The sequence below is a fragment of the Micrococcus sp. iso_239 genome, from assembly GCF_056173395.1.
On the sequence record NZ_CM149672.1, the window covers coordinates 2,258,665 to 2,282,556 of the forward strand.

General features: G+C 69.5%; 23 protein-coding genes and 4 pseudogenes. 14 read left to right on the forward strand and 13 right to left on the reverse strand.

The features are described 5' to 3' along the window. Nucleotides 1–10: 10 nt before the first annotated feature. The gene (locus AC0VX2_RS10485; protein WP_136940116.1) at nt 11–3,187 is read right to left on the reverse strand and encodes a cytochrome P450; all 3,177 of its coding nucleotides are present in this window, start codon (nt 3,185–3,187) and stop codon (nt 11–13) included. A gap of 78 nt (nt 3,188–3,265) precedes the next feature. On the opposite strand from AC0VX2_RS10485, the gene AC0VX2_RS10490 reads away from it, so the two are divergent. After that, complete coding sequence (locus tag AC0VX2_RS10490) at nt 3,266–4,273, forward strand: LysR family transcriptional regulator (protein ID WP_119217731.1); 1,008 nt, start codon at nt 3,266–3,268, stop codon at nt 4,271–4,273. Here AC0VX2_RS10490 and AC0VX2_RS10495 read toward each other — a convergent pair. Then, entirely contained in the window at nt 4,161–4,997 is an 837-nt protein-coding gene (locus AC0VX2_RS10495) for a hypothetical protein (RefSeq protein WP_144819868.1), read from the reverse strand. The genes AC0VX2_RS10490 and AC0VX2_RS10495 overlap by 113 nt on opposite strands. Nucleotides 4,998–5,122: 125 nt before the next feature. On the opposite strand from AC0VX2_RS10495, the gene AC0VX2_RS10500 reads away from it, so the two are divergent. Continuing rightward, on the forward strand, nt 5,123–5,575 hold the full coding sequence (locus AC0VX2_RS10500; protein WP_049147545.1) for an acyl-CoA thioesterase: 453 nt from the start codon (nt 5,123–5,125) through the stop codon (nt 5,573–5,575). 39 nt (nt 5,576–5,614) lie between these two features. Here the strand turns inward: AC0VX2_RS10500 and AC0VX2_RS10505 are convergent, their stop codons facing one another. Genes AC0VX2_RS10505 through AC0VX2_RS10515 form a run of 3 tightly spaced genes read right to left on the reverse strand, consistent with a single transcriptional unit; the run spans nt 5,615 to nt 7,673 of the window. Continuing rightward, nucleotides 5,615–6,250 (reverse strand): energy-coupling factor transporter transmembrane component T family protein, encoded by a 636-nt coding sequence (locus AC0VX2_RS10505; protein ID WP_073117262.1) that lies wholly within the window; start codon nt 6,248–6,250, stop codon nt 5,615–5,617. Beyond that, nucleotides 6,250–7,011, reverse strand: a complete 762-nt coding sequence (locus tag AC0VX2_RS10510) for an energy-coupling factor ABC transporter ATP-binding protein (RefSeq protein WP_119217729.1) — start codon at nt 7,009–7,011, stop codon at nt 6,250–6,252. The genes AC0VX2_RS10505 and AC0VX2_RS10510 overlap by 1 nt, the downstream gene beginning before the upstream one ends. Continuing rightward, nucleotides 7,008–7,673, reverse strand: coding sequence for a biotin transporter BioY (locus tag AC0VX2_RS10515; RefSeq protein WP_119217728.1), 666 nt, complete (start codon nt 7,671–7,673; stop codon nt 7,008–7,010). The genes AC0VX2_RS10510 and AC0VX2_RS10515 overlap by 4 nt, the downstream gene beginning before the upstream one ends. 299 nt (nt 7,674–7,972) lie before the next feature. Between AC0VX2_RS10515 and AC0VX2_RS10520 the strand changes: the two are divergent. Both AC0VX2_RS10520 and AC0VX2_RS10525 read left to right on the forward strand, forming a co-directional pair. After that, nucleotides 7,973–8,104: pseudogene (locus tag AC0VX2_RS10520) on the forward strand (DJ-1/PfpI family protein); the annotation flags it as partial. Between the two features lie 237 nt (nt 8,105–8,341). Beyond that, nucleotides 8,342–9,166: an aldo/keto reductase gene (locus AC0VX2_RS10525; protein WP_225348738.1), complete on the forward strand. Its 825-nt coding sequence runs from the start codon at nt 8,342–8,344 to the stop codon at nt 9,164–9,166. Nucleotides 9,167–9,263: 97 nt separating this feature from the next. Here the strand turns inward: AC0VX2_RS10525 and AC0VX2_RS10530 are convergent. Further along, nucleotides 9,264–9,500: pseudogene (locus AC0VX2_RS10530) on the reverse strand (ISL3 family transposase); the annotation flags it as partial. A gap of 84 nt (nt 9,501–9,584) precedes the next feature. Further along, nucleotides 9,585–9,950, reverse strand: a complete 366-nt coding sequence (locus tag AC0VX2_RS10535; protein WP_036334534.1) for an ArsR/SmtB family transcription factor — start codon at nt 9,948–9,950, stop codon at nt 9,585–9,587. A gap of 82 nt (nt 9,951–10,032) precedes the next feature. Between AC0VX2_RS10535 and arsB the strand changes: the two genes are divergently transcribed. From arsB to AC0VX2_RS10550, 3 genes are read left to right on the forward strand one after another with little or no spacing between them, the layout of a single operon-like run. Next, nucleotides 10,033–11,124: an ACR3 family arsenite efflux transporter gene (arsB, locus tag AC0VX2_RS10540; protein WP_095347761.1), complete on the forward strand. Its 1,092-nt coding sequence runs from the start codon at nt 10,033–10,035 to the stop codon at nt 11,122–11,124. Between the two features lie 23 nt (nt 11,125–11,147). Further along, nucleotides 11,148–11,576, forward strand: a complete 429-nt coding sequence (locus AC0VX2_RS10545; protein WP_002855764.1) for an arsenate-mycothiol transferase ArsC — start codon at nt 11,148–11,150, stop codon at nt 11,574–11,576. A 28-nt stretch (nt 11,577–11,604) separates the two neighbouring features. Further along, the gene (locus AC0VX2_RS10550) at nt 11,605–12,942 is read left to right on the forward strand and encodes an FAD-dependent oxidoreductase (protein WP_186303266.1); all 1,338 of its coding nucleotides are present in this window, start codon (nt 11,605–11,607) and stop codon (nt 12,940–12,942) included. Between the two features lie 289 nt (nt 12,943–13,231). Here AC0VX2_RS10550 and AC0VX2_RS10555 read toward each other — a convergent pair whose 3' ends face one another. Then, nucleotides 13,232–13,396: a hypothetical protein gene (locus tag AC0VX2_RS10555; protein WP_167754963.1), complete on the reverse strand. Its 165-nt coding sequence runs from the start codon at nt 13,394–13,396 to the stop codon at nt 13,232–13,234. 519 nt (nt 13,397–13,915) lie between these two features. Here AC0VX2_RS10555 and AC0VX2_RS10560 point away from each other — a divergent pair. Then, the gene (locus tag AC0VX2_RS10560) at nt 13,916–14,425 is read left to right on the forward strand and encodes a hypothetical protein (RefSeq protein WP_115165736.1); all 510 of its coding nucleotides are present in this window, start codon (nt 13,916–13,918) and stop codon (nt 14,423–14,425) included. Here the strand turns inward: AC0VX2_RS10560 and AC0VX2_RS10565 are convergent. After that, a complete protein-coding gene (locus AC0VX2_RS10565; RefSeq protein ID WP_475432583.1) occupies nt 14,306–15,115 on the reverse strand; it encodes a recombinase family protein in 810 nt (269 codons plus the stop codon). The genes AC0VX2_RS10560 and AC0VX2_RS10565 overlap by 120 nt on opposite strands. 304 nt (nt 15,116–15,419) lie before the next feature. Between AC0VX2_RS10565 and AC0VX2_RS10570 the strand changes: the two genes are divergently transcribed. Both AC0VX2_RS10570 and AC0VX2_RS10575 read left to right on the forward strand, forming a co-directional pair. After that, a complete protein-coding gene (locus AC0VX2_RS10570) occupies nt 15,420–16,886 on the forward strand; it encodes an MFS transporter (RefSeq protein ID WP_260490940.1) in 1,467 nt (488 codons plus the stop codon). Nucleotides 16,887–16,903: 17 nt separating this feature from the next. After that, nucleotides 16,904–17,473, forward strand: coding sequence for a TetR/AcrR family transcriptional regulator (locus AC0VX2_RS10575; protein ID WP_127435544.1), 570 nt, complete (start codon nt 16,904–16,906; stop codon nt 17,471–17,473). Nucleotides 17,474–17,923: 450 nt separating this feature from the next. Here AC0VX2_RS10575 and AC0VX2_RS10580 read toward each other — a convergent pair. After that, nucleotides 17,924–18,181 (reverse strand): annotated as a pseudogene (locus tag AC0VX2_RS10580) (MerR family DNA-binding protein); the annotation flags it as partial. A 9-nt stretch (nt 18,182–18,190) separates the two neighbouring features. Between AC0VX2_RS10580 and AC0VX2_RS10585 the strand changes: the two are divergent. Beyond that, a pseudogene (locus tag AC0VX2_RS10585) lies at nt 18,191–18,628 on the forward strand (mercury(II) reductase); the annotation flags it as partial. Between the two features lie 271 nt (nt 18,629–18,899). On the opposite strand, the gene AC0VX2_RS10590 reads toward AC0VX2_RS10585, so the two are convergent. From AC0VX2_RS10590 to AC0VX2_RS10600, 3 genes are all read right to left on the reverse strand, one after another. Further along, nucleotides 18,900–19,040 (reverse strand): hypothetical protein, encoded by a 141-nt coding sequence (locus AC0VX2_RS10590; protein WP_165381393.1) that lies wholly within the window; start codon nt 19,038–19,040, stop codon nt 18,900–18,902. A gap of 64 nt (nt 19,041–19,104) precedes the next feature. Next, complete coding sequence (locus AC0VX2_RS10595) at nt 19,105–20,016, reverse strand: cation diffusion facilitator family transporter (RefSeq protein ID WP_475432584.1); 912 nt, start codon at nt 20,014–20,016, stop codon at nt 19,105–19,107. Next, the gene (locus AC0VX2_RS10600; RefSeq protein ID WP_041103922.1) at nt 20,016–20,390 is read right to left on the reverse strand and encodes an ArsR/SmtB family transcription factor; all 375 of its coding nucleotides are present in this window, start codon (nt 20,388–20,390) and stop codon (nt 20,016–20,018) included. The genes AC0VX2_RS10595 and AC0VX2_RS10600 overlap by 1 nt, the downstream gene beginning before the upstream one ends. Nucleotides 20,391–20,476: 86 nt before the next feature. Between AC0VX2_RS10600 and cmtR the strand changes: the two genes are divergently transcribed. The 3 genes from cmtR (at nt 20,477) to AC0VX2_RS10615 (ending at nt 23,409) form a co-directional block, all read left to right on the forward strand. Beyond that, nucleotides 20,477–20,836: a Cd(II)/Pb(II)-sensing metalloregulatory transcriptional regulator CmtR gene (gene cmtR, locus AC0VX2_RS10605; protein ID WP_060774483.1), complete on the forward strand. Its 360-nt coding sequence runs from the start codon at nt 20,477–20,479 to the stop codon at nt 20,834–20,836. After that, entirely contained in the window at nt 20,833–22,737 is a 1,905-nt protein-coding gene (locus AC0VX2_RS10610) for a heavy metal translocating P-type ATPase (protein WP_475432585.1), read from the forward strand. The genes cmtR and AC0VX2_RS10610 overlap by 4 nt, the downstream gene beginning before the upstream one ends. A gap of 66 nt (nt 22,738–22,803) precedes the next feature. Next, nucleotides 22,804–23,409 (forward strand): cadmium resistance transporter, encoded by a 606-nt coding sequence (locus tag AC0VX2_RS10615; RefSeq protein ID WP_068398372.1) that lies wholly within the window; start codon nt 22,804–22,806, stop codon nt 23,407–23,409. The last annotated feature ends 483 nt before the right edge of the window (nt 23,410–23,892 follow it).

A 23,892-nucleotide genomic window follows, 5' to 3' on the forward strand; every position in this document is an offset into this window, starting at 1 on the left:
GGCGTGCCCTTCACTGGGAGTCGTCCGCCGTGGCGGACCGGGTGAGGAGGGGGAGATGGTCCTGCACCCAGGTGCAGGCGACGTCGGCGGCGGCGAGGCCACTGGCCGCGTCGTGCCGCCCGGGTTCGACCGCCAGGGTGGCGCTGGCCGCCGTGAGCGCCTCACACATCAGGTCGATGCCCCGGGTGTACGTGGTGCCGTAGGTGCGGTCCCCGAGCCCGAACGGCACGACGGTCAGGCCGTCCAGCCGCTGCCCTCCGCCCGTCAGCCGCTCGTAGAATCCGCGTGCGGAGGACGGTAGCTCCCCGTCGCCGTAGGTGGAGCACACCACGACGGCGACGCTCTCCCCCGCCAGGTCCTCCGGTGCGACGTCGGCGAGGTCCTGGACCGAGGTCGCGAACCGTTCCGCGAGCCGCACGGCCAGCGCCTCGGCCACCACCTCGGCGTTGCCCGACTCGGTGCCGTAGACGATGCGCAGCGGGGGCCGGCCGTCGTCTGGCTCGCCGGACGGGGTGGGGCCAGCGTCGCGGCGCCCGAGGGGCTCCCACGCCCCGCGGCTGAGCAGGCGCTGCCGCCGGGCGTCGGTCATCTTCCGCCGCGGACGGCCCGGGGACGTCTCGGCACGTTCGGCGGCGTCGATCCGCAGCCAGCCCTCGTAGTCGGAGGCGCGGTCGAGGTAGGGGCGCAACACACCCAGGCCCCGCCAGGTATCGGGTCCGCGCTCGGCGTCCGCCAGGTCGGCGGCGATCTGGACGGCCAGGGCCTTCGCGTCGGCGCGTTGGGTCGGGATGGTGCCCCGCGGCCCGCGCCGGGCCCACCCTGCCAGGTAGAGCCCGGGCTCCACCCGGCCGCTCTCCCGGGCTTCCGGTTCGATCTCCGCCTGCGGGAGCAGCGCGTCCTGCCCGTCCGTGAAACCGATCGCCGTCACCACGGAGGTCACCGGGAGTGCCACCTCCTCGCCCCGGACGCGGATCCGCAGTCCCGTGACGGCGCCCTCGTGGGCGGTCACGGCGTCCGGGTTCGTGCCGAACCACCAGTGCACGTGCAGCCGCGACTCGGGGGCCGACTGCGCGGGCAGGGCACGCACCACGCTGCTGCGCGGATCCTCGGCCGTCTCGTCCTCGGGGGTGAGCCCGTGGACGGTGTGGGACACGCCCGGCAGCGCGGCGATCTCCCGTAGCATCACCGGGTCGAAGGCCGCCTCCGCCGGGGAGGAGCGGCCGATCACGTGCAACTCCTGCAAGTCGGCGCTTAGGGCGGCGTGGGCGTCGTCGAGGATGTCGGTCCCGTCCACGTCAGCGCGGTCGCGAGCGAGCAGACGCACCACGTCCATGGCGACGTTGCCGAGGCCGACAACGGCGGGACGCGGCCCGATGCGCACCGCCGCACCCGCGGCCACGGCGGCGCATTCGACGGGGTCGCCGTTGAGCCAGCGGGTCAGCCGGCCGGCCCCGTATACGCCGGGCAGGTCGCCCCCGGGGACGAGGAGCGCGCGGTCGGCGTCCAGCCCGGTGGCGATCACGACGGCGTCGAAGGCCTCCCGCAGCTGAGCGAGGGTGAGTTCCGCACCGTCGGCGTCCTGGGAGCGGAGGGCAGGGCCGAAGACACCCGGCCGGCCGGTGAGGACAACGTCCTCGGCGGGTTCGCCGTGACGGACCCGGACCCCACCCACGAAGTCGACGTCCTCGTTCTCGAAGACGCGCGCGAACTGGTCGGCGACGGACTTGGTGCCCTGATGGTCCCCCGCCACACCCGAGCGGATGAGGCCGTAGGGGGTCGGGCGGCGGTCCAACACCGTCACCCGGGCACCCGGGAGTTCACGGCGGAGGGCCTGAGCCGTGAAGCAGCCCGCGGGCCCCGCACCGACCACGGCGATGTGGCGGTTCTCCCCCGCCAGCGCGTCGGTCGGCTCGGCCGTCGTGTCCGCGGCAGTCTCGTCCGTTTGGGGGCGACGGCGGCCCGGCTCGTCCCAGAGCACGGGAAACGTGTCCATGCCGCGGAACACCCACCCGCCGGGGATGGCCTCCCGGTCGGGGTCGAGGCCGAGGCCGGGCAGCGAGCGGAACAGGTGCGGCAGGGCGACGTCTGCTACCTGCGCGCGGGCGACCCAGGCGCCGGCGCAGACGTGGACCCCCTTCCCGAACGCCAGGTGCGCACCCTCGCCTGTGCGGGTGAGGTCGAACCGTTCGGGATGCTTCCACTGCGTCTCGTCCCGGTTCGCGGAGAGCAGGCAGATGCCCAGCCGGGCACCGGCGGGCAGGTGAACCCCGTCCAGCACGGTGTCCCGGGTGACCTGACGTGAATACATGCCGATGGGCGCCACCCAGCGGATCGCCTCGTCGAACACGGCGTGCCAGCGCGAGTCGTCCTCGGCCACGAGCGCGCGCTGGGCCGGGTCACGGAGCAGGGCCCAGGTGGCGACGCCGATCGCGTCCCGCGGCTCGTTCAACCCGCCCCCGATCGTCATCTTCAGGTTCGAGCGGATCGATTCGAGGGGCATCTGGTAGTCCGGGAAGGAGAGCAGCCCCGAGATGAGGGAGTGGTCCGGGTGCCGCAGGTGCCACTCGATCATCTCGTCGAGTGCCGCATCCACCTCCTCGGAGGCCTGGGCCCCGCGTGCCCACACCTCCGGGTCGTCCGCATAGTTGCCGGTGGCATCGATGAGGCACTGGGACCAGCGCTGTAGGTCCGCCTGCGTGACGTTGTGGAGACCGGTGACGGCGCGCAGCGACTCGGCAGTGAAGGGGGCGGCGAAGTCCCACACCAGGTCGGCGCCCGGGCCCTTCTCCCGCAGTTCCGCCACGAAGCGGTCCGCCTGGCGGTGAAAGATTTGCGTCCAGACCTTCTTCACCGTGGCCGGCTTGAGGGTGGGCATGTACGCGCGGCGTTCCGGGTGGTGCTCGGGGTCGTCCTTGCGGAGCATGGGGTGGCCCATCGCACGCTTCATGAGCGAGCCGTCCTCGTTCGCGGAGAAGGTCTCCTGGTCGAGTTCGGTGGTGTGCACTGCGGAGTAGGTGGTGATGAGGTAGCGGTTCACTGCCGGCACCCAGTGCACGCCGCCTTCCGCGCGCAGGCGCTCGAAGGTCGGGAACGGATCCGTGTAAAGCTGCGGGATGGACACCCAGTCGGCGACGGGGGCGGGCCTGGCGGAGGCGGGGGTCAGGCGGCGGGGGACGGTGAGGGTCATGCTGCTACTGTGATTCATGCCTCACCAACAGCTCAACTGAATTATTCTTCCACCAAAACGCAGAAGAGGGGGTCTGCCATGACTCTGGATCCACGACTCACGCTGCGCCAGCTCGAACACCTGGTGGCTCTGGCCGACGCCGGCACGTTCGTGGAGAGTGCGCGGCGGTTGCACGTCACCCCGAACGCCGTCAAGCAGAATATCGACGCGCTCGAAAGGATCAGCGGCACGGCTCTTACCGAGCGTAAGCGCGCCACGGGGGCGAGGCTGACCCCGGCCGGCGAGCGCGTGGTAGCCCGCGCCCGGGCGCTGCTCCGCCAGGCAGCCCAGGTGGTCGAGTCGGCGGCGGAGGACGCCGCGGTGCACGGGCCGGTCTCACTCGGCTGCTATGGCCCCCTCGCCTCAGCACTACTGCCCCGCGTGTGGCGGCGCACCGTCGACTCCCTGCCCGGTGTCCGGTTGACCGTTTCCCAGGGCGACGGTCACACCCTGGCCGACCGACTGACGCGGGGCGAGGTGGACGTGGCAGTGACGTACGCCGTCAACCTGCCGGTGGAGATGGCCACGGCCCCACTGCTGCGCCTCGGCGTGAAGGTCTGCCTGCCAGGAGACCACCCGTTGGCGCACGGCCGGACCGTGGACCTCGCCGATCTCCAGGGCGAGCCCCTGGTACTTCTGGACCGGTCGCCCAGCGGCGCGAACTCCCTCAACATCCTGCGCCGGCGAGGGCAGACCCCGCGCGTGATCCAGCGTGTGGGCGATCTGGAGCTCATGCGTTCCTTCGTCGCCCAGGGCGCCGGGTACGGCCTGCATTTCACGGCCGTGGAGTCCACCACAAGCCGGGAGGGGCTGCCGGTGGTGAGCCTGCCCGTTGCACCGGCGACGGAAGTGGAGCCGGTGGTCCTCGCGTGGCACCCCGCATTCCCGCCCAGCGAGCGGGTGCGGGCCGTGATGCAACTGTGTCAGGAGGAGTTCAGCGACCCCCAGTCTCCGGGTCTTCCCGGCGCACCGCCGCCCGATAGTCGCGCCACTCCGACACCAGCACGACGACGGCGAGCAGCAGGTACGCGACGTCCCACGCGCTGAGCCCCTCCCCGGCCACCACGCCCGGGAGACGGGTGGCCAGGATGAGCAGCACGAGCGCGGTGACCGCCCAGGCCCGCCGGCGGGGCGCGATGACCAGGTCCTTCCGGAAGCCCGCGGCGTACGACTCCGGGGAGCCGAGCTCCTCGGCCAGCGGGCGCCCGGCCGCGGCGCCGCGTGCCCGCGCGTCACGGACGATCTCGGCCACCCGTGCGTCGGGCAGGTCCTTGCGCAGCCGCAGGACGCCGGCGAGGCGGCGGGCCCAGGCGTCGTCGTCGAGGGCGGCGGGGGGCTCTTCCACGGGCCGGCGGGCCGCCGGGAGCAGCCGGTGTGCGAGCCAGGCGAGGCCCGCGCAGACCGGGGCGACGGCGAGCAGCCAGAACGTGCTCCCGGTGAACAGGTGCGTCTGCGCGTTCACCTCCACGAGCCACCAGGCGAGCACCAGCACGAAGGCCAGGAGGGCGCCGCCGACCACCAGCGTGGCGGCCAGCCGCGGGACGCGGACGAGGAGCCGCTCCCAGAGGACCATCACCGCCACCCCGGCCACGCCCATGAGCACCGGGGCCAGCAGCAGCCCCCACGTGTAGTCGGTGGTGAGCCCGTCCCGGAGGAGCCAGACCAGGCAGAACAGGACGGCGATGCCGGCGGCGACCGTGAAGCCGACCACCGGCACATCGCGCCAGGTGGCGTCGGGTGTGGCGGGGTCGGGGTGGGGGCGGATGGTCATCGGTCGGGTCCCTCCTGTGTGGTCCGTTGCGGATCCCTGCCGGCGACCCTACGGCCCGGTCGAGCACGTCTCCGCATCGGGCGCCCTCCCTCGTGCCGGCGTCGGCGTCGCTCTACCGTGGGGCCATGGACTCCACGCTCTTCACCCGTTCGGCCGACCGCGCCGCCCACGACGACGTCAACTTCCGCACCCGCAAGTGGGTCAAGCCGGAGGACCTCAACGCGAACAACACCCTCTTCGGCGGCTCGCTGCTGCGCTGGGTCGACGAGGAGGCGGCCATCTACGCGACCCTGCAGCTGGGCAATCCGCGGTGCGTGACGAAGCTGATCTCGGAGATCAACTTCCTGGCCTCTGCGAAGCAGGGCGACATGATCGAGATGGGCCTGCGCGCCACCGAGTTCGGGCGCACGTCCCTGACCATGCGGGCGAAGGTGCGGAACATCGTGACCGGCGAGATGATCCTGACCATCGACAAGATCGTGTTCGTGTCCCTGGGCGAGGACGGCAAGCCCGTGCCCCACGGCTTCACCGAGATCACCTACGACCGCGACCGTCTGCCCCTGGACAACCCCCTCTGAGCCGGCCCGCCGCCCCACGCGGTCCGGGGGCGGGCGGCTCTAGTCGATGCCGCGGGCGGCCAGGGCGTCCCCGACGTCGTCGGCGTGCTTGAAGCTGAGCACCAGCAGCGGCAGCGCCCAGGCCCACGGCGCCATCCGCACCCCGCGGGCGGCCTGCGCATGCCGGATCTGCTCGGCCAGGGCGCGCAGGTGGCCGATCGAGGAGAGCACCAGGCCCATCGCCAGGCCCACGCGGTCCGCGCGGAACCCCGCCCGCACCAGGCGCGGCCCCGCCCACGGGATCCGCTCGACCGGCCGCAGCACCGCCTCGGCCACCCCGGTCATGTCCGCGATCCGGGTGGTGCGCGTCAACACCTGCGCGGTGAGCACGAGCCCGAGCACGCGCGCCACCATGAGTCCGGCGGCGAACGCGTCGGTGAAGATCCACTGCGCCGCGAACAGGACCACGTAGAACAGCCACAGAGCGCGCAGGTCGGAGGCGATCATCGCCGCACCGCGCCGCAGCCCGAAGCCCACGAGATACGCGGTCACGGCACCCACCACGGCGGCGCCCGCGGTCCACAGGGACAGCGGCAGCAGGGTCAGGGCCAGCACCCACACCGCGAACAGGCCCGTCTTGAGGCCGGCGCGGGCGTGGTGCAGGGGCGAGTCGCCGTGGATGTACAGGGAGAGCATCAGCGCAGCTCCGCCGCCACGGCGTGGTCCAGAAAGCGCTCGTACGCCTCGACCACGTCCTCGGCCGGGCCGGTCCGCTCCACACGGCCGCCGTGGATCCACACCGCCTCGTCGCACGCACGGGCCAGCTCGAGGTCGTGGGTCACCAGCAGCAGCTGGAACCCGTCCGGGGCCGAGGGGTCGGCGGCCAGCAGCCGGTCGGCCACGATCCGCCGGTGCCGGCCGTCCAGCAGGGAGGTCGGCTCGTCGGCGATCACCAGGGACGGCCCGGCGGTCATCACCGAGCACATCGCCAGCCGCTGCGCCTGCCCCGAGGACAGGGACAGGCACGCCCGGTCCGCGAGCGCGGTGAGCCGGTGCTCCTGGAGCGCCGCGGCCACGCGCGCGGCGACGTCGTCCTTGGTCAGGCGGCGGCCGGCGTCGCCCCTGAGCGACTTCACGGTAAGCTCCACGTCCTCCCGGACGGTGGGCATGACCATCTGCGCGGCCGGGTTCGCGAACACGAAGCCGACGGTGCGGCGCAGCGCCTTCACGTCCCGGACGGCGTCCACCCCGTGCACGGTCACCTCCCCGGCGACGACGTCGGCCAGCCCGGCGATCGCGCGGGCCAGCGTGGACTTGCCGGAGCCGTTCTCCCCGATCACCGCCACACGCGGGGCCGTGAGGGTGAGGTCCACGCCGTCGAGGAGCACGACGACGCCCTCGGGGCCGTCGGCCTCGACGCGGACGCCCGTGAGGGTGACGGAACGGTCCGGGCTCATCGGAAGGCGCGGGGGTAGGCCTTCCACAGGCCGACGATGAGGATGACGGCCACGACGAGCTTGATCAGGTCACCGGGCACGAACGGGGCCATGGAGAGGACGGCGGCGCCGAACTCCATCCCGGCGATCCCGACGAAGCCGAGCACGCCGAAGAAGTAGACCATCACGACGCCGCCGATCAGCCCGGCGACGGCCGCGCCGAGCGCGACCCGTCCGGCGCCGAGGCCGGGGCGGGCCCGGGAGGTGAGGGCCCAGAAGATCAGGCCGACGATCAGCGCGGACGGGATCCAGCCGAGGATGAAGCCGGCCGTCGGGCCGGCGAACACGCCCAGGCCGCCGCGGCCGCCACTGAGCAGCGGCAGGCCGAGGGCCACGAGGCCGGCGAACAGCGCCATCGAGGCGGCCCCGCGCCACGGGCCGAGGATCACACCGGCCAGGATCACGGCGATGTTCTGCAGCACGATCGGGGCGGGCACACCGGCGACCGCGATCGGTGGCACCAGACCGAGGACGGCCATCAGCGCGGTCATGACGGCGATGCGCGCGAGGCTGCCGCCGGCGGAAGCGCGACGGGGGCGGCCGGCGTCGGCGGGGCGGTCCGTCGTCGTGGTGGCCGCGGGGCGGACGTGGCCGTCGTGGGACGAGGGCACGGAAGTGCTCATGGAGGGACTCCTGGTGCGGAAGCGAGTGCGAGGGGGCGCTCAGCCGAGGCGCGGGGCGCATGGCGAGTGCCCGACGAGTTGAACAGTGTTCAGGAGTCTACTGCAGGGGCGAGGGTGTGGGCGGCCGGGGTGCGTTCCCGGGGCGACACCGAGGCAGCGGTCGGCTTGGGCGTTGTGCTGACCGGCGATCAGCAGGAACGAGGTCTGCGGCCCGCCGAGCATCTCGCGGACCGCGGCCAGTACTGGCGAGCGGGGGCGTAAGGCGGGGTGGCCGGGCAGTCCGGGCAGGGCCATGACGTCTCGTGACCGGCCGGGCCCTGACCTCATTCCCCAGCATCCGCACCGACCTGCGCAACGCCGGCGTGAACGTGGTGGACCAAGAGGCCGCCCGAGACGGGAACCTGGCCACCAGCCGCTCACCCGATGACCTCTGCCTTCTGTTCCGCCGTGGTGGTACTGTCCAGCCCACCAGCGCCGGAAACCGCTCGTGAGCAGCCCGGTACGCCACATGGCACAGGCGGGGCTGACGACCAGCTCGACACCCGGCACCTCGGTACCCGCCACCCTCCTATAAGCCGGCACCGGTCGAGGACGCGTCGGCCCTTCGAGGATCTCAGCCCACGTCCCACCTCAGGACAACCAGAAGGAAGTGATCCCGGATGCGACGGATGACGCTGCCGAGCGGGGAGTCCATCCCTGTGCTGGGCCAGGGCACCTGGGGCTGGGGTGAGGACCCCGGCCGCCGCGGCGACGAGGTCGCCGCGCTGCACGCCGGCCTCGAGCTGGGCATGACGCTGGTCGACACCGCCGAGATGTACGCCGACGGCGGCGCGGAGGAGGTGGTCGGTGAAGCATTGGCGGGTCGCCGCGACGAGGCGTTCGTGGTCAGCAAGGTCATGCCGTCCCACGCCTCCCGTTCCGGCACGATCGCGGCCTGCGAACGCAGCCTGAAACGCCTGGGCACCGATCGGATCGACCTCTACCTGCTGCACTGGCAGGGCAGGTACCCGCTGCAGGACACCGTCGCGGCCTTCCACCATCTCGTCGAGGACGGGAAAATCCGATACTGGGGCGTCAGCAACTTCGACCACCGGGCCCTCGCCGACCTGCAGGACGTGCCGGGCAGCGGCGGGCTGGCCACGGATCAGGTGCTGTACAACCTGTCGCGGCGAGGACCGGAGTACGACCTGCTGCCGTGGTGCGCCGACCACCAGCTGCCGGTCATGGCGTACTCGCCGATCGAGCAGGGCCGCATCCTTCAGGACACGACGCTGAACGACGTCGCGGCCCGTCACAGCGTCAGCCCCGCGGCGGCGGCCCTCGCCTGGGTGCTGCGCCGCGACTCGCTCTGCACGATCCCCAAGGCGAGCAGCCCGCAGCACGTGCGAGACAACGCCACAGCACTGGACGTGGAGCTGACCCGCGAAGACCTGGATGCTCTGGACCGTGCGTTTCCGCCCCCGAGCGGACCGCGACCACTGGAAATGCTGTGACCCTGCCCAAGGGCGCAGCCCGGTCGTTCCGGGCAGTGCGGACAGCGCAAGTCTCCGAAGGACCTGCCTGTCACCTCCTCCTGAACCTGTGCACGCCATCCATCAACTCCTTTCCTCGGGCCTTGTCGGGTTCGCGGTAGGCGCTGATCATCCGCTGGCAGGTCCCCCAAGTGGCCTCGAGCCGGGCCCTCTGCTTGTCGGTGAGCAACCCGGTTCCGGCGTGCAGGGTTCGACGGGCGGAGTAGAGCGGGTCGCCCGTGCGGCCGCGGTGGCCATGCAGGTCCTGCTGGACCCGGCGGTGGCAGCGGACCAACGCGTCGCCGGCTAACCGGACTGCGAGCGACCGGCGTCGTGGACGCAGACGAACAGGACACTGGGCCGTGCGGTCAGGAGGATCTCCAAAGTCGGCGGCGGGGGTTCAGGCGATGTCGAGGAAGGAACGGAGCTCGGCGAAGGCCGACGGCACAACGGAGTAGTGCGCCCAGCGGCCCTTCTGCTCGCGCGTGAGCAGGCCAGCGTCGACGAGCTTCTTCATGTGGTGACTCACGGTCGGCTGGCTGATGCCCAGCGGCTCGGTGAGATCACAGGCGCAGACCGAATTGCAGCCCTGAGCAGCGACATGGGATAGAAGCCGGAGACGGGTCGGATCGGAAAGCGCCTTGAGCAAGAACGCGATCCTCTCGGCCTCGACGCTGTCGACGGGCCCCGCTGAGAGCCTGCAGCACTCCTCAGGGCCGTTCATCGTCTCGAGCCCGGCAGCTGTGATCGCGGTCGTCGTGGACATGCCCCCACCTTACATTGACAGTCATCGATGTGAAGCATAGCGTTCGCATCGATATCCGTCGATGGAAGGTTCAGCCCCCCTTATGAGTACGACCACCAAGGATGTGGAGCAGCCCCGCGTGATGAAGAAGATGTCCTTCCTTGATCGCTGGCTCCCGGTGTGGATCCTGGCCGCCATGGCAGTGGGTCTCCTGCTGGGGCGGTTCATCCCCGGCCTGAACACCGCGCTGGAAGCGGTGAAGATCGGATCCGTGTCCCTGCCCATTGCGATCGGACTGTTGGTGATGATGTACCCGGTCCTGGCGAAGGTCCGCTACGACGAGACCCGGCGCATCGGCGCGGACCGACGCCTGCTGGTGACCTCGCTGGTGCTGAACTGGATCGTCGGCCCGGCACTCATGTTCGCCCTGGCCTGGATCTTCCTGGCCGACCTTCCAGAGTACCGCACCGGCCTGATCATCGTCGGACTCGCACGCTGCATCGCGATGGTCCTCATCTGGAACGACCTCGCCTGCGGTGACCGAGAAGCAGCCGCGGTGCTGGTCGCGATCAACTCCGTCTTCCAGGTGATCGCCTTCGGTGCCCTGGGCTGGTTCTACCTCCAGGCGCTGCCATCCTGGCTGGGGCTGCCGACCACGTCGGCCGAGTTCTCGATCGGCGCGATCGTCCTCAGCGTGCTGATCTTCCTCGGGATCCCGCTGGTCGCAGGGTTCCTGACCCGCATCCTCGGTGAGCGAGCCAAGGGTCGGACCTGGTACGAGGAGCGGTTCCTCCCGAAGATCGGCCCCTGGGCGCTGTACGGGCTGCTGTTCACCATCGTGCTGCTGTTCGCCCTCCAGGGCGACGCGATCATCTCCGCACCGGGGGACGTGGCCCGCATCGCCCTGCCGCTGCTGGTCTACTTCGTCGTCATGTTCCTGGGGTCCTTCCTGCTCGGCCGCGCGATCGGCCTCGACTACGCGAAGGCCACGACCGTCGCGTTCACGGCCTCGGGCAACAACTTCGAGCTCGCCATCGCCGTCGCCATCGGCACCTTCGGAGTCACCTCCGGCCAGGCCCTCGCCGGCGTCGTCGGCCCGCTGATCGAAGTCCCCGTCCTCGTCGCCCTCGTCTACGTCGCCCTCGCTATGGGGCGGCGCCTGTTCCCCGGCGACACCACCGCCCCCACCCGATGACCCCACAGAAGGATCCCCTCGCCATGACCACGAAGCGCCCTTCAGTCCTGTTCGTCTGCGTGAAGAACGGCGGCAAGTCCCAGATGGCCGCCGCCCTCATGCGCCATCACGCCGGGGATGAGGTCGACGTGCATTCCGCCGGCACCCGCCCGGGCACCGCCATCAACGCCCAGTCCGCGGAGGCGATCGCCGAGGTCGGCGCGGACATGTCCTCCGCCGTCCCGCAGCCGGTCACCCCCGAGCTGCTGCGAAGCGTCGACCACGTGATCGTCATCGGCGACGAAGCCGTCATCAAACCCGTCGAGGGCATGACCGCGCCGGTCACGACCTGGCACACCGATGAGCCCTCTCAGCGCGGCATCGAAGGGATGGAGCGGATGCGCTTGGTCCGCGACGACATCGACACCCACGTCCGCAAGCTCCTGACCGACCTCACCGGCACCGCGAACTGACCGCCCCGCAGCAAGGAGACTCATCATCTTGACCACCGCAACGAACTCACATCCCATTGTCGTCATCGGCGCTGGCCCCATCGGCCTTGCCGCCGCTGCCCACCTCTCTGAGCGCGGCCTGCCGTTCCTGATCCTCGAGGCCGGGACCGCGGCAGGAGCCGCGATCGCCGAGTGGGGGCACACGCGGCTCTTCTCGCCGTGGCAGCACAACCTCGACGCCGCCGCACAGCGTCTCCTCGAAGCTGCCGGCTGGACCGCACCCGACGCCGACGTTCTCCCGACCGGTCACGAACTGCGCGAGCATTACCTCGAACCGCTCGCGCAGCTTCCCCAGCTCGCCGAGTCGATCCGCTACGGGGCGCGGGTCACCGCCGTCTCCCGCGCCGGCATCGACAAGACCCGCACCGCACGCCGCGAGGAGACCCCCTTCCTCGTCCGGATCCAGACCACCGACGGGCACAGCGAAGACGTGCTCGCCTCCGCGGTCATCGACGCCTCCGGCACCTGGTCCACGCCCAACCCCCTCGGACAGGCCGGGCTCCTTGCTCCCGGCGAGCAGCAGGCCCGCGCCGCGGGCCACATCACCGCGCCGCTGCCTGACGTGCAGGGCCGCGACCGTGACCGCTTCGCCGGCAAGCGAGTCATGGTGACCGGTGCCGGCCACTCAGCCGCCAATACCCTGCTGGACCTCGCGGACCTGGAGGCCGACACCACCATCATGTGGGCCGCTCGCACCGCAGACCTCACCCGCGTCTACGGGGGCGGCGACCAGGACGAACTCGCAGCCCGAGGAGCGCTCGGCTCGCGACTGCGCCAGCTGGTCGACTCCGGACGCATCGCGGTCCTCACCTCCTTCACCATCACTCGCTTCAGAGCCGACGACACGTTGACCGTCCACGCTGTGACCCCGGACGGGGAGCGAGAAGTGAGCGTCGATGTGCTGGTGCCCGCCACCGGGTTCCGCCCTGATCTCGGAATGCTCTCCGAACTCCGCCTGGCCCTGGACCCGGCCGTCGAAGCACCGTCCCAGCTGGAGCCGCTGATCGATCCCGAGTTCCACTCCTGCGGATCCGTCGAGCCTCACGGTGAGCGAGTCCTCGCCCACCCGGAGACGAACTTCTACATCGTGGGGATGAAGAGCTACGGCCGCGCCCCCACCTTCCTCATGGCCACCGGCTACGAACAGGTCCGCTCCATCGCAGCAGCCCTGGCCGGCGACCGCAAAGCAGCCGACGCAGTCCACCTCGAACTACCCGAGACCGGCGTATGCACCACCGACCTCGGTGGCAGCTGCGACGCCCCAGCCCCAGCCGGCGACGCCTGCTGCAGCAGCCCGCAACTGATCGAGCTCTCCGTCGGCCGATGAGCAAACAGCGGGACGGCACGACGTTCTGTGCCGTCCCGCTGGGGTATACCAGGACAACACGTCCATGGCCACCGGCCGGTTCGTACCTAGCGAATCTTGCCGACCTCTTGTCGGGGGGTTAGGGGCGGAATACGTTGAGTGTGTTCTATATCACACACAAGGTGGTTCACATGAACAGGCTCTTGTCCAACGCCCCCACCCGACGCTCTACCCTGCGGAGGGGATTGGTTAGCCTCGGTGCAGCGGCTGCCCTGGTGCTCGCTCACGCACCCTCTGCCGCGGCTGACTACTATCCATACGGGAACGGTTCCACGTACTTCACCACGCAGATCATCGGATCAAATAGCACGTGGACCTCCCGGCTGAACTTTGGGCGAACGGCATGGTCGAGCGTCTCATCGATCAGCAGGACCAGTTCGTCGAATGTGAAGAAGGCAAAGGACGTCGCGGTCACCCAGCCTTGGCTGGGCTTGTACACCCCCAGCGGAACCCGGGCGGCTCGTAGCTTTACCATTCAGGTCAACCGCACGGCCATCTCAAAGGCCTCGGCTCGCAGCGGCGTCGCGGTCGATCTCATAGCCAAGGGCACTGCTACACACGAGTTTGGCCACGCTCTGAGCCTCGCTGACAACCCGACCACCTCGGCGGCTTCGATCATGAAGTACTCCACAAGTCTGAGCCGGACGACCCCCTACGCATACGACTTTGACGGGGTCCGACGCTATTACGGGTCGCTGTGCAGCCCGACCACTCAGTGCCCGGTGTCCATTCCCACCTCCATCCTGAAGGGATCACTCTGATGAGGTCACCTCGTTCCTCCCTTCCCATCGGTGTAGGCATAGTCGCGGCCGGCCTCCTGCTTGCGGGCTGCAGTGCCCCGGAGGCGGTGGAGGGAGCGCAAGTGCCGTCTGCTGCAATGACTGCCTCGGTTCAGGCCGGGAAGGAGTCAACGGCCCACTCCGCCACACCAGAGATGTCAGCGGAGGAGACTCAAACCCTTCACGCGCGGTACGTCAGCTACAGCACTGCCGAGGACGTTCAGCAGGCGTCGGACTACTCGCTTGTGGGCCGGGTGATCGCATCTCGGGTTGAAGTCTGGGACCTCATGAAGGAGCCTGGCGCGGTGCCGAACCCCAAGGACCCGGAGCCAATGGCCCTTCCCTCAACCGTGTACACCGTGCAGGTCGAAACGGTCGTCAAGGGTGATGTGCAGCCGGGTGAGACCCTGGAGTTCAGCATCCTAGGCGGGGTCAAGGATGGCCAGAAGTTCGAGCTGAGCGGCGCTCCGGTGCTGACCGCGGGGGCCGGAGACCTGTATCTCTTCAACCTTGTAGACGCGGGGTGGTACCCGACGCCGGTCAACCTACAAGAGGGCGTGCTTGCGATCGAGCAAAATGACGTCCTGCCAGTCACGGGCACAGAGTTGTCGCAGACGGAGCTCGCCGTGCTCGAGGAGTCCGTGTCCGAGGCCCGAGCAGACTGAACCCCGTCGGATCGGCCCACGTGAGGTGCCTCCCCGAGCGGGCGTCCGAGTGAGGGTGCACCAGTCCCATTCAGCGCCCGCTGCGTCCTGACCTCGGAACGAAACCCAGGCCGCTTCAGATTGACTGAAACACCCCGCATTGGCAGCCTCGCCCGCGCGCTTCAACGAGGTGTACAGCGTCTGCCGGCTCACCCCGAACGTGCGCGCCACCTCAGCCTTCGGGATCCCCATGTCGATCATCACGCGCGCCTGCTCCACGTCCTGATCTGACATCTTCGGGGCCTGCACGTACTTCCCCCGAGCCTTGGCCAACGCGATGCCCTCAGCCTGGCGCTCCTTGATCCGCCGACGCTCGAACTCCGCGAACGCGGCCAAGATGCCCAGCATCAGCCCATCCACCGGAGAGGTGCCGGACTTGTCCACGGTGATCCGCTCCGACACGAACTGCACCGCACACCCCTTGTCGGTCAGTTCGTCCACGATCGCGTACAGGTCCCGGGTGTCCCGGCCGAGCCGGTCCATCGAGGCGACCTTCACCAGGTCCCCCTCCCGCACGTACCGCATCAGCTCCGCCAACCCCGTCCGTTCGGCCCTCGAGCTGCCGCTGATCTTGTCCTGGAAGACGCGGTCGCACTCCCCCACCGCCTCCAGCTGACGCTCCAGGTTCTGCTCGGCAGAGCTGACCCGCACGTAGGCCACAGTCTGTCCAACCACATTTAAGACCCTCCGTCGCATGTGTCCAACGGGTCCAAAATGGACCCACTCTGACGTGATCCTCTCGTGGCGGCGGGGGGGTGTGTAAAGGGGTATACCCGGCTTGACGCCGGGATGGGGCAATGAACACCCAGCTGGATTGTGAGGCATCCCTCTGTCGGAGCGTTGACGTTTACTTTACTAACCTGTTAGTATAGTTTCGTTGATGCGACTACAGGCAGAGGACAGGGGTACAACAGTGAACGACGTTGGATCATCGCCGCGGCGGTGGTGGCTGCTCATGACCGTGGGGGCCGGCCTGCTACTCATCACCCTCGACAATTCGATCCTCTACACCGCCTTGCCTACGTTGACCGCAGACCTCGGCGCGTCCGGATCCTCGACACTGTGGATCATCAACGCCTACCCCCTGGTCATGGCTGGCCTCCTCTTGGGAGCAGGCACACTGGGCGATCGCATCGGCCACCGCCGAATGTTCGTCGTCGGCCTGTGGATCTTCGGTGCCGCATCACTGGCAGCGGCATTCTCGCCCAACCCTGCCTTCCTGATCGGCGCCAGGGCACTCCTCGCTGTGGGGGCCGCAGCGATGATGCCCGCCACGCTTGCTCTGATCCGCCTCGCGTTCGACGATCCTCGTGAGCGCAACATCGCCATCGCCATCTGGGGGAGCCTGTCGATCGCGGGGGCAGCGCTCGGACCCATTCTCGGCGGCGCCCTTCTCGAACGGTTCTGGTGGGGATCTGTTTTCCTCATCAATGTCCCCGTTGTTGCCATCGCACTTGTGGCGACCGCAATCATCGCGCCGCACAACCATCCCGATCCGTCGAAGAAGTGGGATCTCGTCTCATCCCTCTATGCGATGGTCGGGCTGGTGGGCACCGTGCTCGTCATCAAGGAACTGGCCCATATTCCACAGAACTGGGTTCTGATCGCAGGGGCGCTGGCGTCAGCAGTCATCGGGTTCGTCCTCTTCGTGCGACGCCAGGGCCGATTGGAAGAACCACTCATCGAGTTCTCCATCTTCCGCAACCGCGCCTTCGCTGGCGGCTCTCTGGCAGCCTTCTTCGCGATGTTCACCATCGCTGGCGCCCAGCTCGCGACCACACAGCGCTTCCAGCTCGTCGAGGGCTTCACCCCCCTGCAAGCAGGCCTGCTAGTCGCAGCCAGCGCGCTTGGCGCCCTGCCCTCAGGTGTCCTAGGGGCCGCGATCCTGCACATCGTGGGCCTGCGGATCATTATCTCCGGCAGCCTCGCCATCGCCGCCCTAGGACTAGCTCTCGCCGTGCTGGCCTCTGCGAACGGATCACTACCCCTGCTGGTCGTCAGCTTCATCGTGACCGGCTTCGGCCTGGGCGGCACCTTCGCCGTCGCTTCCGCCGCCATTATGGGCAACGCGCCTCCGCGAAAGGCCGGCATGGCGGCCTCGATCGAAGAAGTCTCCTATGAGATGGGCTCCCTCTCGGCTGTAGCACTCCTCGGGAGCCTCCTGACCTTCGTCTACGCCACAGTCGTCCGACTCCCGGATGGCACTCCCGCCGCAGCGGGGGAGAGCATTGCCGATGCCCTCGGGATCGCCGACGGAGATCTCGACGTGATCGCAGCCGCCACCTCCGCCTACGACACGGCCTATTTGGTCACGATGATCGTCCTCGCTGTCATGCTGGCTAGTGGAGCCGCTCTGACCAATCGGCTGCTCCGCGCTTACGGGCCCGGCAGCGAGGCAATGGAGTACGCCGAAAACCACTGAACCAATCGGAGGGGCGCATGATGGTGCGTGAGAGCAAGAAGACCATGATCCTCGACGCCGCGATCCAAGTGATCGAGGAAGACGGGATCACAGCAGTCACGTTTGACTCTGTCGCGGCCGCTGCAGGGATCACCAGGGCCGGGATCATCTACCACTTCCCGTCACGAGACGACTTGATCGCTGCGATCCACCAGAGACTCGCTGATCGCTGGGAGCGGCAGTTAGAGATCGCCTGTGGAAAGCCAACCGCTGAGGCAACGCCGATGGAGCGCCTGACCGCCTACATACTCACTTGTTCGACAGCCGCCTCCCGCGCCGAGTTCCAGATGATTCTCGACAGCCAGCACACCCAGCACAAGGCGATCTGGGAAGACCTCATCGCCCGATGGACCGGACGTAGCGAACGAGACGAAGCTGAGCGCGACCAGATGACCTCGCTCGCCCTGCTCGCTGCTGACGGGCTCTGGGTCAACGACCTGATCGGAAGCAGGCCCATCTCACAGGACCACCGGAGTGAAACCGCAAAGCAGATCATCGCGCTACTCCAGAATGACGTCCATGAATCCGAGGCCAAGCCCAACGGGTAAGCGAGCCAGCGCGCGGTTGGAGAAGGCCGGATCGACGAATCCGTCGAGCGCGATGATGGGCAACCCTGTCAAGCAAGATCGCACCCTGGCACCTCTGTCCAGCAGCACCCAACTGGCTCTGACACATGCGCCTAGTGGGTATACCTGATTGGACACTGTAGCGCCGAGGCGCTTCGCCCGACAGACGCCAGGGTGTGGCTTGCGCCGCTATATGGCGGGGTTCTGTCGGAGCTCAGTGGCGGCCTCCAAGCACGCGGGCAAGAGGGCGCTGCGAGTGAGGCTCACGTTCCGCAAGCCGATCCTTCACCGGGACAGCGGCCGACGGCAGGCCGGAGGAATAGGCGTCGCGATAGGGTGCACCCCGCGCAACAGAACCGTTGCGAAAGGTCTAACACCCCAACGCAACAGAGTGGGCCGCCATGCGCTGCCACGGGCCCGTGAACTTCGGTGTCACAGGTAGCGGCAGACATCCTCGGGGGAGCACGTGGCCGGGTCGCCGGCGGCGGCGTCCTCGCGCAGGTCGGCGATCGTGGTGCGTAGCTGCGCGAGCTCGGCGAGTTGCCGGTCGATCACATCAAGGCGGGTGTCGAGCAGGTCGGTGACGTGCCGGCAGGGGGCCTGCCCCCGGTCGCGGATGTCCAGCACCTGACCGATCTGGGCCAGGGTCAGCCCGGCCGCTTGCCCCCGGCGGATGAAGTCCAGCCGGTCGAGCACCTCGGCGCCCTCGTCGCCGACAACGCCCTCACCGGCGCCGGCCTCGAGGTCGACTACCGCCACCTGCCCCGGGTCGTGTTCACCAGCCCCGCCCTGGCCGCCGTCGGGATGACCGAACGGCAGGCCTCCGCTGCCGGGATCCGCTACGACAGCCGTGTCCTGTCACTCGCGCACGTCCCACGCGCGATCGTCAACCGCGACACCTGCGGGTTCATCAAGATGGTCACCGACGCCGACACCGGCCGCATCATCGGCATTACCGCCCTGGCCCAGGACGCCGGCGACCTCGCCGCCGCCGGGGTCTACATGCTCGAGGCCGGCATGACCACCAGCCAGGTCGCCAACCTCTGGAGCCCCTACCTGACCATGGCCGAAGGCCTCAAGCTCACCGCGCAGGCCTTCACCACCGACATCGCCAAGCTCTCCTGCTGCGCGGCGTGAACCTGCCCCGCACACAGGGACACCGATAGGGGACCGCCTCGCCCCGGGGCGCGAGACAAGAAAATGGGCGCCGATCAGCCCTACTTACTGGCACCCCTGCGTATCGGACCTGCAACCACCGGGGAGTTCAGTCGATGCAAGAACTCCCGTCCCAGGCCTATATCTGGACGTCTTCACGACCTCTACGTGCTCGACCCGACGAGGACAGCACTGGACGACGCGATGACCGCCTTGCGGCGCCGCCATGAGGCCGCGGTCCGTTTGGGCCGCGTCACCGCACCACCATGACCACGATCGTCACCACGTAAGCCGCGGCGACCAGACCGATCCCCAGCAGGGTGAGCACCACCCCGCGCCGGGCCGGCCGCTGGCCCTCGTCCGGCCCGGGGCCCTTGCCGTGCTTCGCGGCCATCGCGCGCTCCTAAGACGTTGCTCAAGCATGTGCGGCTCTCGCGAGCGGGCTTCCGTGCCGAGTGCTACCAGCTCAGGTCGTGACAGCCGTCGCTGCCGGCGCCCTCCACCTGCAAGGTGGCATGGGCGATACCGTAACGGTCGCGCAGCACCCGGCGCGCGCCGGCAAGCACGGCGCCGTGGTCCGCGCCCTGGTCAGCGACCAGGTGGGCCGTGGCCACGTTCATCCCCAACGTCAGGGTCCACAGGTGCAGGTCGTGGACCTCCTCCACCCCCTCGACCGCGTCCAGGTCACCGGCGACGTCCTCCGGGTCCACCCCCTCCGGGGCGTGCTGGCCCAGCACCGCGATCACCTGCCTGCCCAGAACCACCGCCCGGATGATGACGAAGACCGCGATGAGCGCCGCGACCACGACGTCCCAGATCGGCTGGCCGGTGAGAATGATCAGCACGCCGGCGACCATGACACCCACCGACCCGGCGGCGTCGGCGATCACCTCGTAGTAGGCGCCCTTGACGTTCAGGCTGTCCTTGGCCCCGCTGCGCAGCAGCAGCATGGAGATGATGTTGATCACCAGGCCGGCGAAGCCGACCGCGAGCATGGCGCCGGAGGCCACCTCCGGCGCGTCGCCCAGCCGGCTGATGGCCTCGACCACCACGTACACCCCGACCGCGAGCATCGCCAGCACCGCCAACGCCGAGGCGAACACCTCGGCCCGGTAGGAGCCATAGGTGCGTCGCCCCGTGGAGTCCGGCCGGCTCGCGATGCGCGTCGCCAGCAGCGCCGCACCCAGCACCACCACATCGGCAGCCATGTGCCCGGCATCCGACAGCAGCGCCAACGACCCCGACACCAGCCCCGCGACCAGCTCGATCAGGAAGAAGCCCGCCGTCAGGGCGAACGCCCCCGCCAGCCGCCGACGGTAGCGGCCACCGGCATGCCCGGTCGCCGGGGCATGGCTGTGTCCCGCCCCCATCAGCCCTGCCCCTCGTGGCGGGCGTGCTCACGGGAGACGTCCAGCAGCATCCGCACATGCCCGTCAGCGAGGCGGTAGTACACCATCCGCCCCTCCCGGCGGTTCTCGACCACCCCAGCGGAACGCAGCACCCGCAGCACCTGGGACACCGACGCCTCCGCGACATCGACCGACGCCGCCAGGTCACACACGCACAGCTCGCCGGCCTCCAGCAACGCATACAGCACCCGGGCACGGCGCGGGTCCCCCAGGAGCTTGAACAGCCCGGCCAACCTGCCGGCCTCGCGCTCGTCGGGGATCCTCTCCCGGGTCAGCGCCACCTTCTCCGGATGGACGGCGGTGACCTGACACGAATCCAACGGCGTCACACTCATGCCACGACCATACACCTATGCAGATGTGCAGATATCAGCAGCGGGAGCCACACACGAGAGGTCAGCAGGTTCTGTATGATCAGCGCATGCTGACTATTGCTTCGCGGCTGGACGTGATGAACCGGCTGGGCCGGGCGATGGCCGACCCGACCCGCTCCCGCATCCTCATGACACTCCTCGAGGGCCCGAGCTACCCGGCGGTACTCGCCCGCGACCTAGGCCTGACCCGGTCGAACGTGTCGAACCACCTCACCTGCCTGCGGGACTGCGGCATCGTCGTGGCCGAGCCCGAGGGGCGCCAGACGCGGTACGAGATCGCCGACCCCCACCTGGGGGCGGCGATGACCGCGCTGGTCGAGGTGACGCTGGCCGTCGATGAGAACGCCCCGTGCGTGGATGCCACCTGCACGGTGCCCGGCTGCTGCCCGAGCGGGACCGTGGCATGAGGGCGACCACCCACACCCCCGTCGAGGAGCTCGAGACCGACGACGAGCACGAGACCCCGTGGTGGGCTGACCGCGCCGTCCTGATCCCCATCGCCTCGGGGGTCGCGTTCGTCGCCGGGCTGGCCTGTGAGTGGTCCGGCGCCCAGAGCGCGGCGCTGGTGCTGTTCTGGGTCGGTCTGCTGCTCGGGGCCTCCACGTTCGTCCCCGGTGCGCTGCGCAAGCTCGCCACGGGCAAGCTCGGCATCGCGCTCCTCATGACGATGAGCGCCACCGGCGCGGTCATCCTCGGCCACGTGGAGGAGGCCGCGGCCCTGGCCTTCCTCTACTCCATCGCCGAGGCCTTGGAGGACCGGGCGATGGACCGGGCGCGTGCCGGGCTGCGCGCGCTGCTCAAGCTCGTGCCCCAGAGCGCCACCGTCCTCACCGACGGCCATAGCGCGAGCGTCCCGGCCCGTGACCTGGCCGCGGGGCAGGTCATGCTGATCAGGCCCGGTGAGCGCATCGCCACCAACGGCATCGTCCGCAGCGGGCACAGCAGCGTGGACACCTCGGCGATCACCGGTGAGTCCATCCCCGTCGAGGTCGGCCCCGGTGATGAGGTGTCTGCCGGGGCGATCAACGCCGCCGGAGCCCTGCAGGTCGAGGCGACCGCGCCCGGCACCGACAACTCCCTGACCACGATCGTGAGCCTGGTCGAACGCGCCCAGGCCGAGAAGGGGCAACGCGCCCGGCTGGCCGACCGCATCGCCCGTCCGCTCGTGCCCGGCGTCCTGGTCCTGGCCGTGCTGGTCGCGCTCATCGGCTCACTCGCCGGTGACCCGCAGACCTGGATCACCCGCGCCCTGGTGGTGCTCGTGGCCGCCTCCCCGTGTGCGCTGGCGATCGCGGTGCCGATCACCGTGGTCTCCGCGGTCGGCTCGGCCAGCAAGTTCGGCGTCATCATCAAGAGCGGTGCCATCTTCGAACGATTCGGGGACATCGGGCACGTCGCCTTCGACAAGACCGGGACCCTGACCCGCAACCAGCCCACCGTCACCGCCGTCGTCCCCGCCGCCGACGTCACCGAGCAACAGGTCCTGGCCTGGGCCGCCGCGCTCGAGCAGCACAGCACCCACCCCCTCGCCACCGCCATCACCCACGCCGCCCCCACAATCCCCGCCGCCCAGGGCACCACCGAGGAAGCCGGCCACGGAATCCACGGCACCGTCGACGGCGCCGTAGTGCTGGTCGGCAGCCCCCGCTGGGTCGACCCCGGCGACCTCACCTACCGGGTCCGTGACCTGGAGGCCCAGGGGATGACGGTCGTCGTCGTCCACCGCGACGGCGCGGTCGCCGGGGCGATCGGGGTGCGTGACGAGCTCCGTCCCGAGGTCCCCGAGGTCATCACGACCCTGGCGGGCCAGGGCATCGACGTCACGATGCTGACCGGAGACAACGAGCGCACCGCCCGCGCCCTCGCGGCCCAGGCCGGCATCAGCGACGTGCGCGCCGAGCTGCGCCCCGAAGGCAAGTCCGCCGCCGTGGGCGAGCTCAGCGTGCGCCGGCCCACCGCGATGATCGGTGACGGCATCAACGACGCCCCCGCCCTGGCCGCGGCCGACGTCGGGATCGCGATGGGAGCCACCGGCTCCGACGCCGCGATCGAGTCCGCCGACATCGCCTTCACCGGCCAGGACCTGCGCCTGCTGCCCCAGGCCATCGCCCACGCCCGACGCGGACGGCGCATCGTCAACCAGAACATCGTCCTGTCACTGCTCATCATCGCCGCGCTGCCACCCCTGGCCATCACCGGCGTCCTGGGCCTGGCCGCCGTCGTACTCATCCACGAAGTCGCCGAGGTCCTGGTCATCCTCAACGGCCTGCGCGCCGCACGCACCCACCAGCCCACGCGCGGACACTGACCCCCGCGGACCAACGCGGCCCCACTGACCCACCGCCGGCGGTCCGGCGCGCCCTGAAAGGCACCGATGGAACTGCTCACCCCGATCCTGCAGGCGATCGGCCTGTTCGTGGCCACGAACATCGACGACATCATCGTCCTGTCCCTCTTCTACGCCCGCGGCGCCGGCCAGCGGGGCACCACCCGCAAGATCCTGCTCGGCCAGTACCTCGGCTTCGGGGGCATCCTGCTCGCCGCCGTGGTGATCTCCCTCGGGGCCCGCAGCTTCCTGCCCGAGGACGCCCTGCCCTACTTCGGGCTCATCCCCCTCGCCCTGGGCCTCTACGCGGCATGGCGAGCGTGGCGCAACCGCGGTGACGACGACGATGACGAGGCCAAGGTCGCCGACAAGCAGGTCGGAGTCCTGACCGTGGCCGCCGTGACGTTCGCCAACGGCGGAGACAACATCGGGGTCTACGTCCCCGTCTTCGCCACCGCGTCCACCACCGCGATCATCGCCTACTGCCTCGTCTTCCTCGCCCTGGTCGGCCTCCTCGTCCTCGCAGCCAAGTACGTCGCCACCCGCCGGCCCATCGCCGAGATCCTCGAACGCTGGGAACACATCCTCTTCCCGCTGGTCCTCATCGGCCTCGGCATCGTCATCCTCCTCGAGGGCGGCGCCTTCGGCTTGTAGCTCACGCCCGCGGCGCCCGACATCACTGGAAATTCAACGACGACTGACAGAACGTCGCGGTCCTCGGGAGCAAACGCTGTTACCTCTTCTGCGGCGGGAGGGGGAGGTCTGCGGCATGAGCATTGACCGTCCCGTAAGTGGAACCTTCACCGGACACGTCCGCGCTCGAGCGCTGCGGCCGCGGGCACGCCTGGCGGCTCGTCCCGTAAGACCCGTCCGGTGAAGTGTCCGGTGATGGGGCGCTATATGAAACACTGTGGAGCATGTCCCCACTGAAGGTCGGATATACCCGCGTGGACGTGGGTCAAGGGCACCCCGCGCGCCCCGCAGCCCTGTCCGAAGCGCCCGCAGCCCCTCAAGAGTGGTAAGACGCATTCTCGTCACAATCCGCGCCATGGAGATGCGGCCTCTTACAGGGACAGACGGCACGGGCCCGCCTGCCGGGGCAGACGGGCCCGTGCACCCCCTCATCGGGAAGGTCGG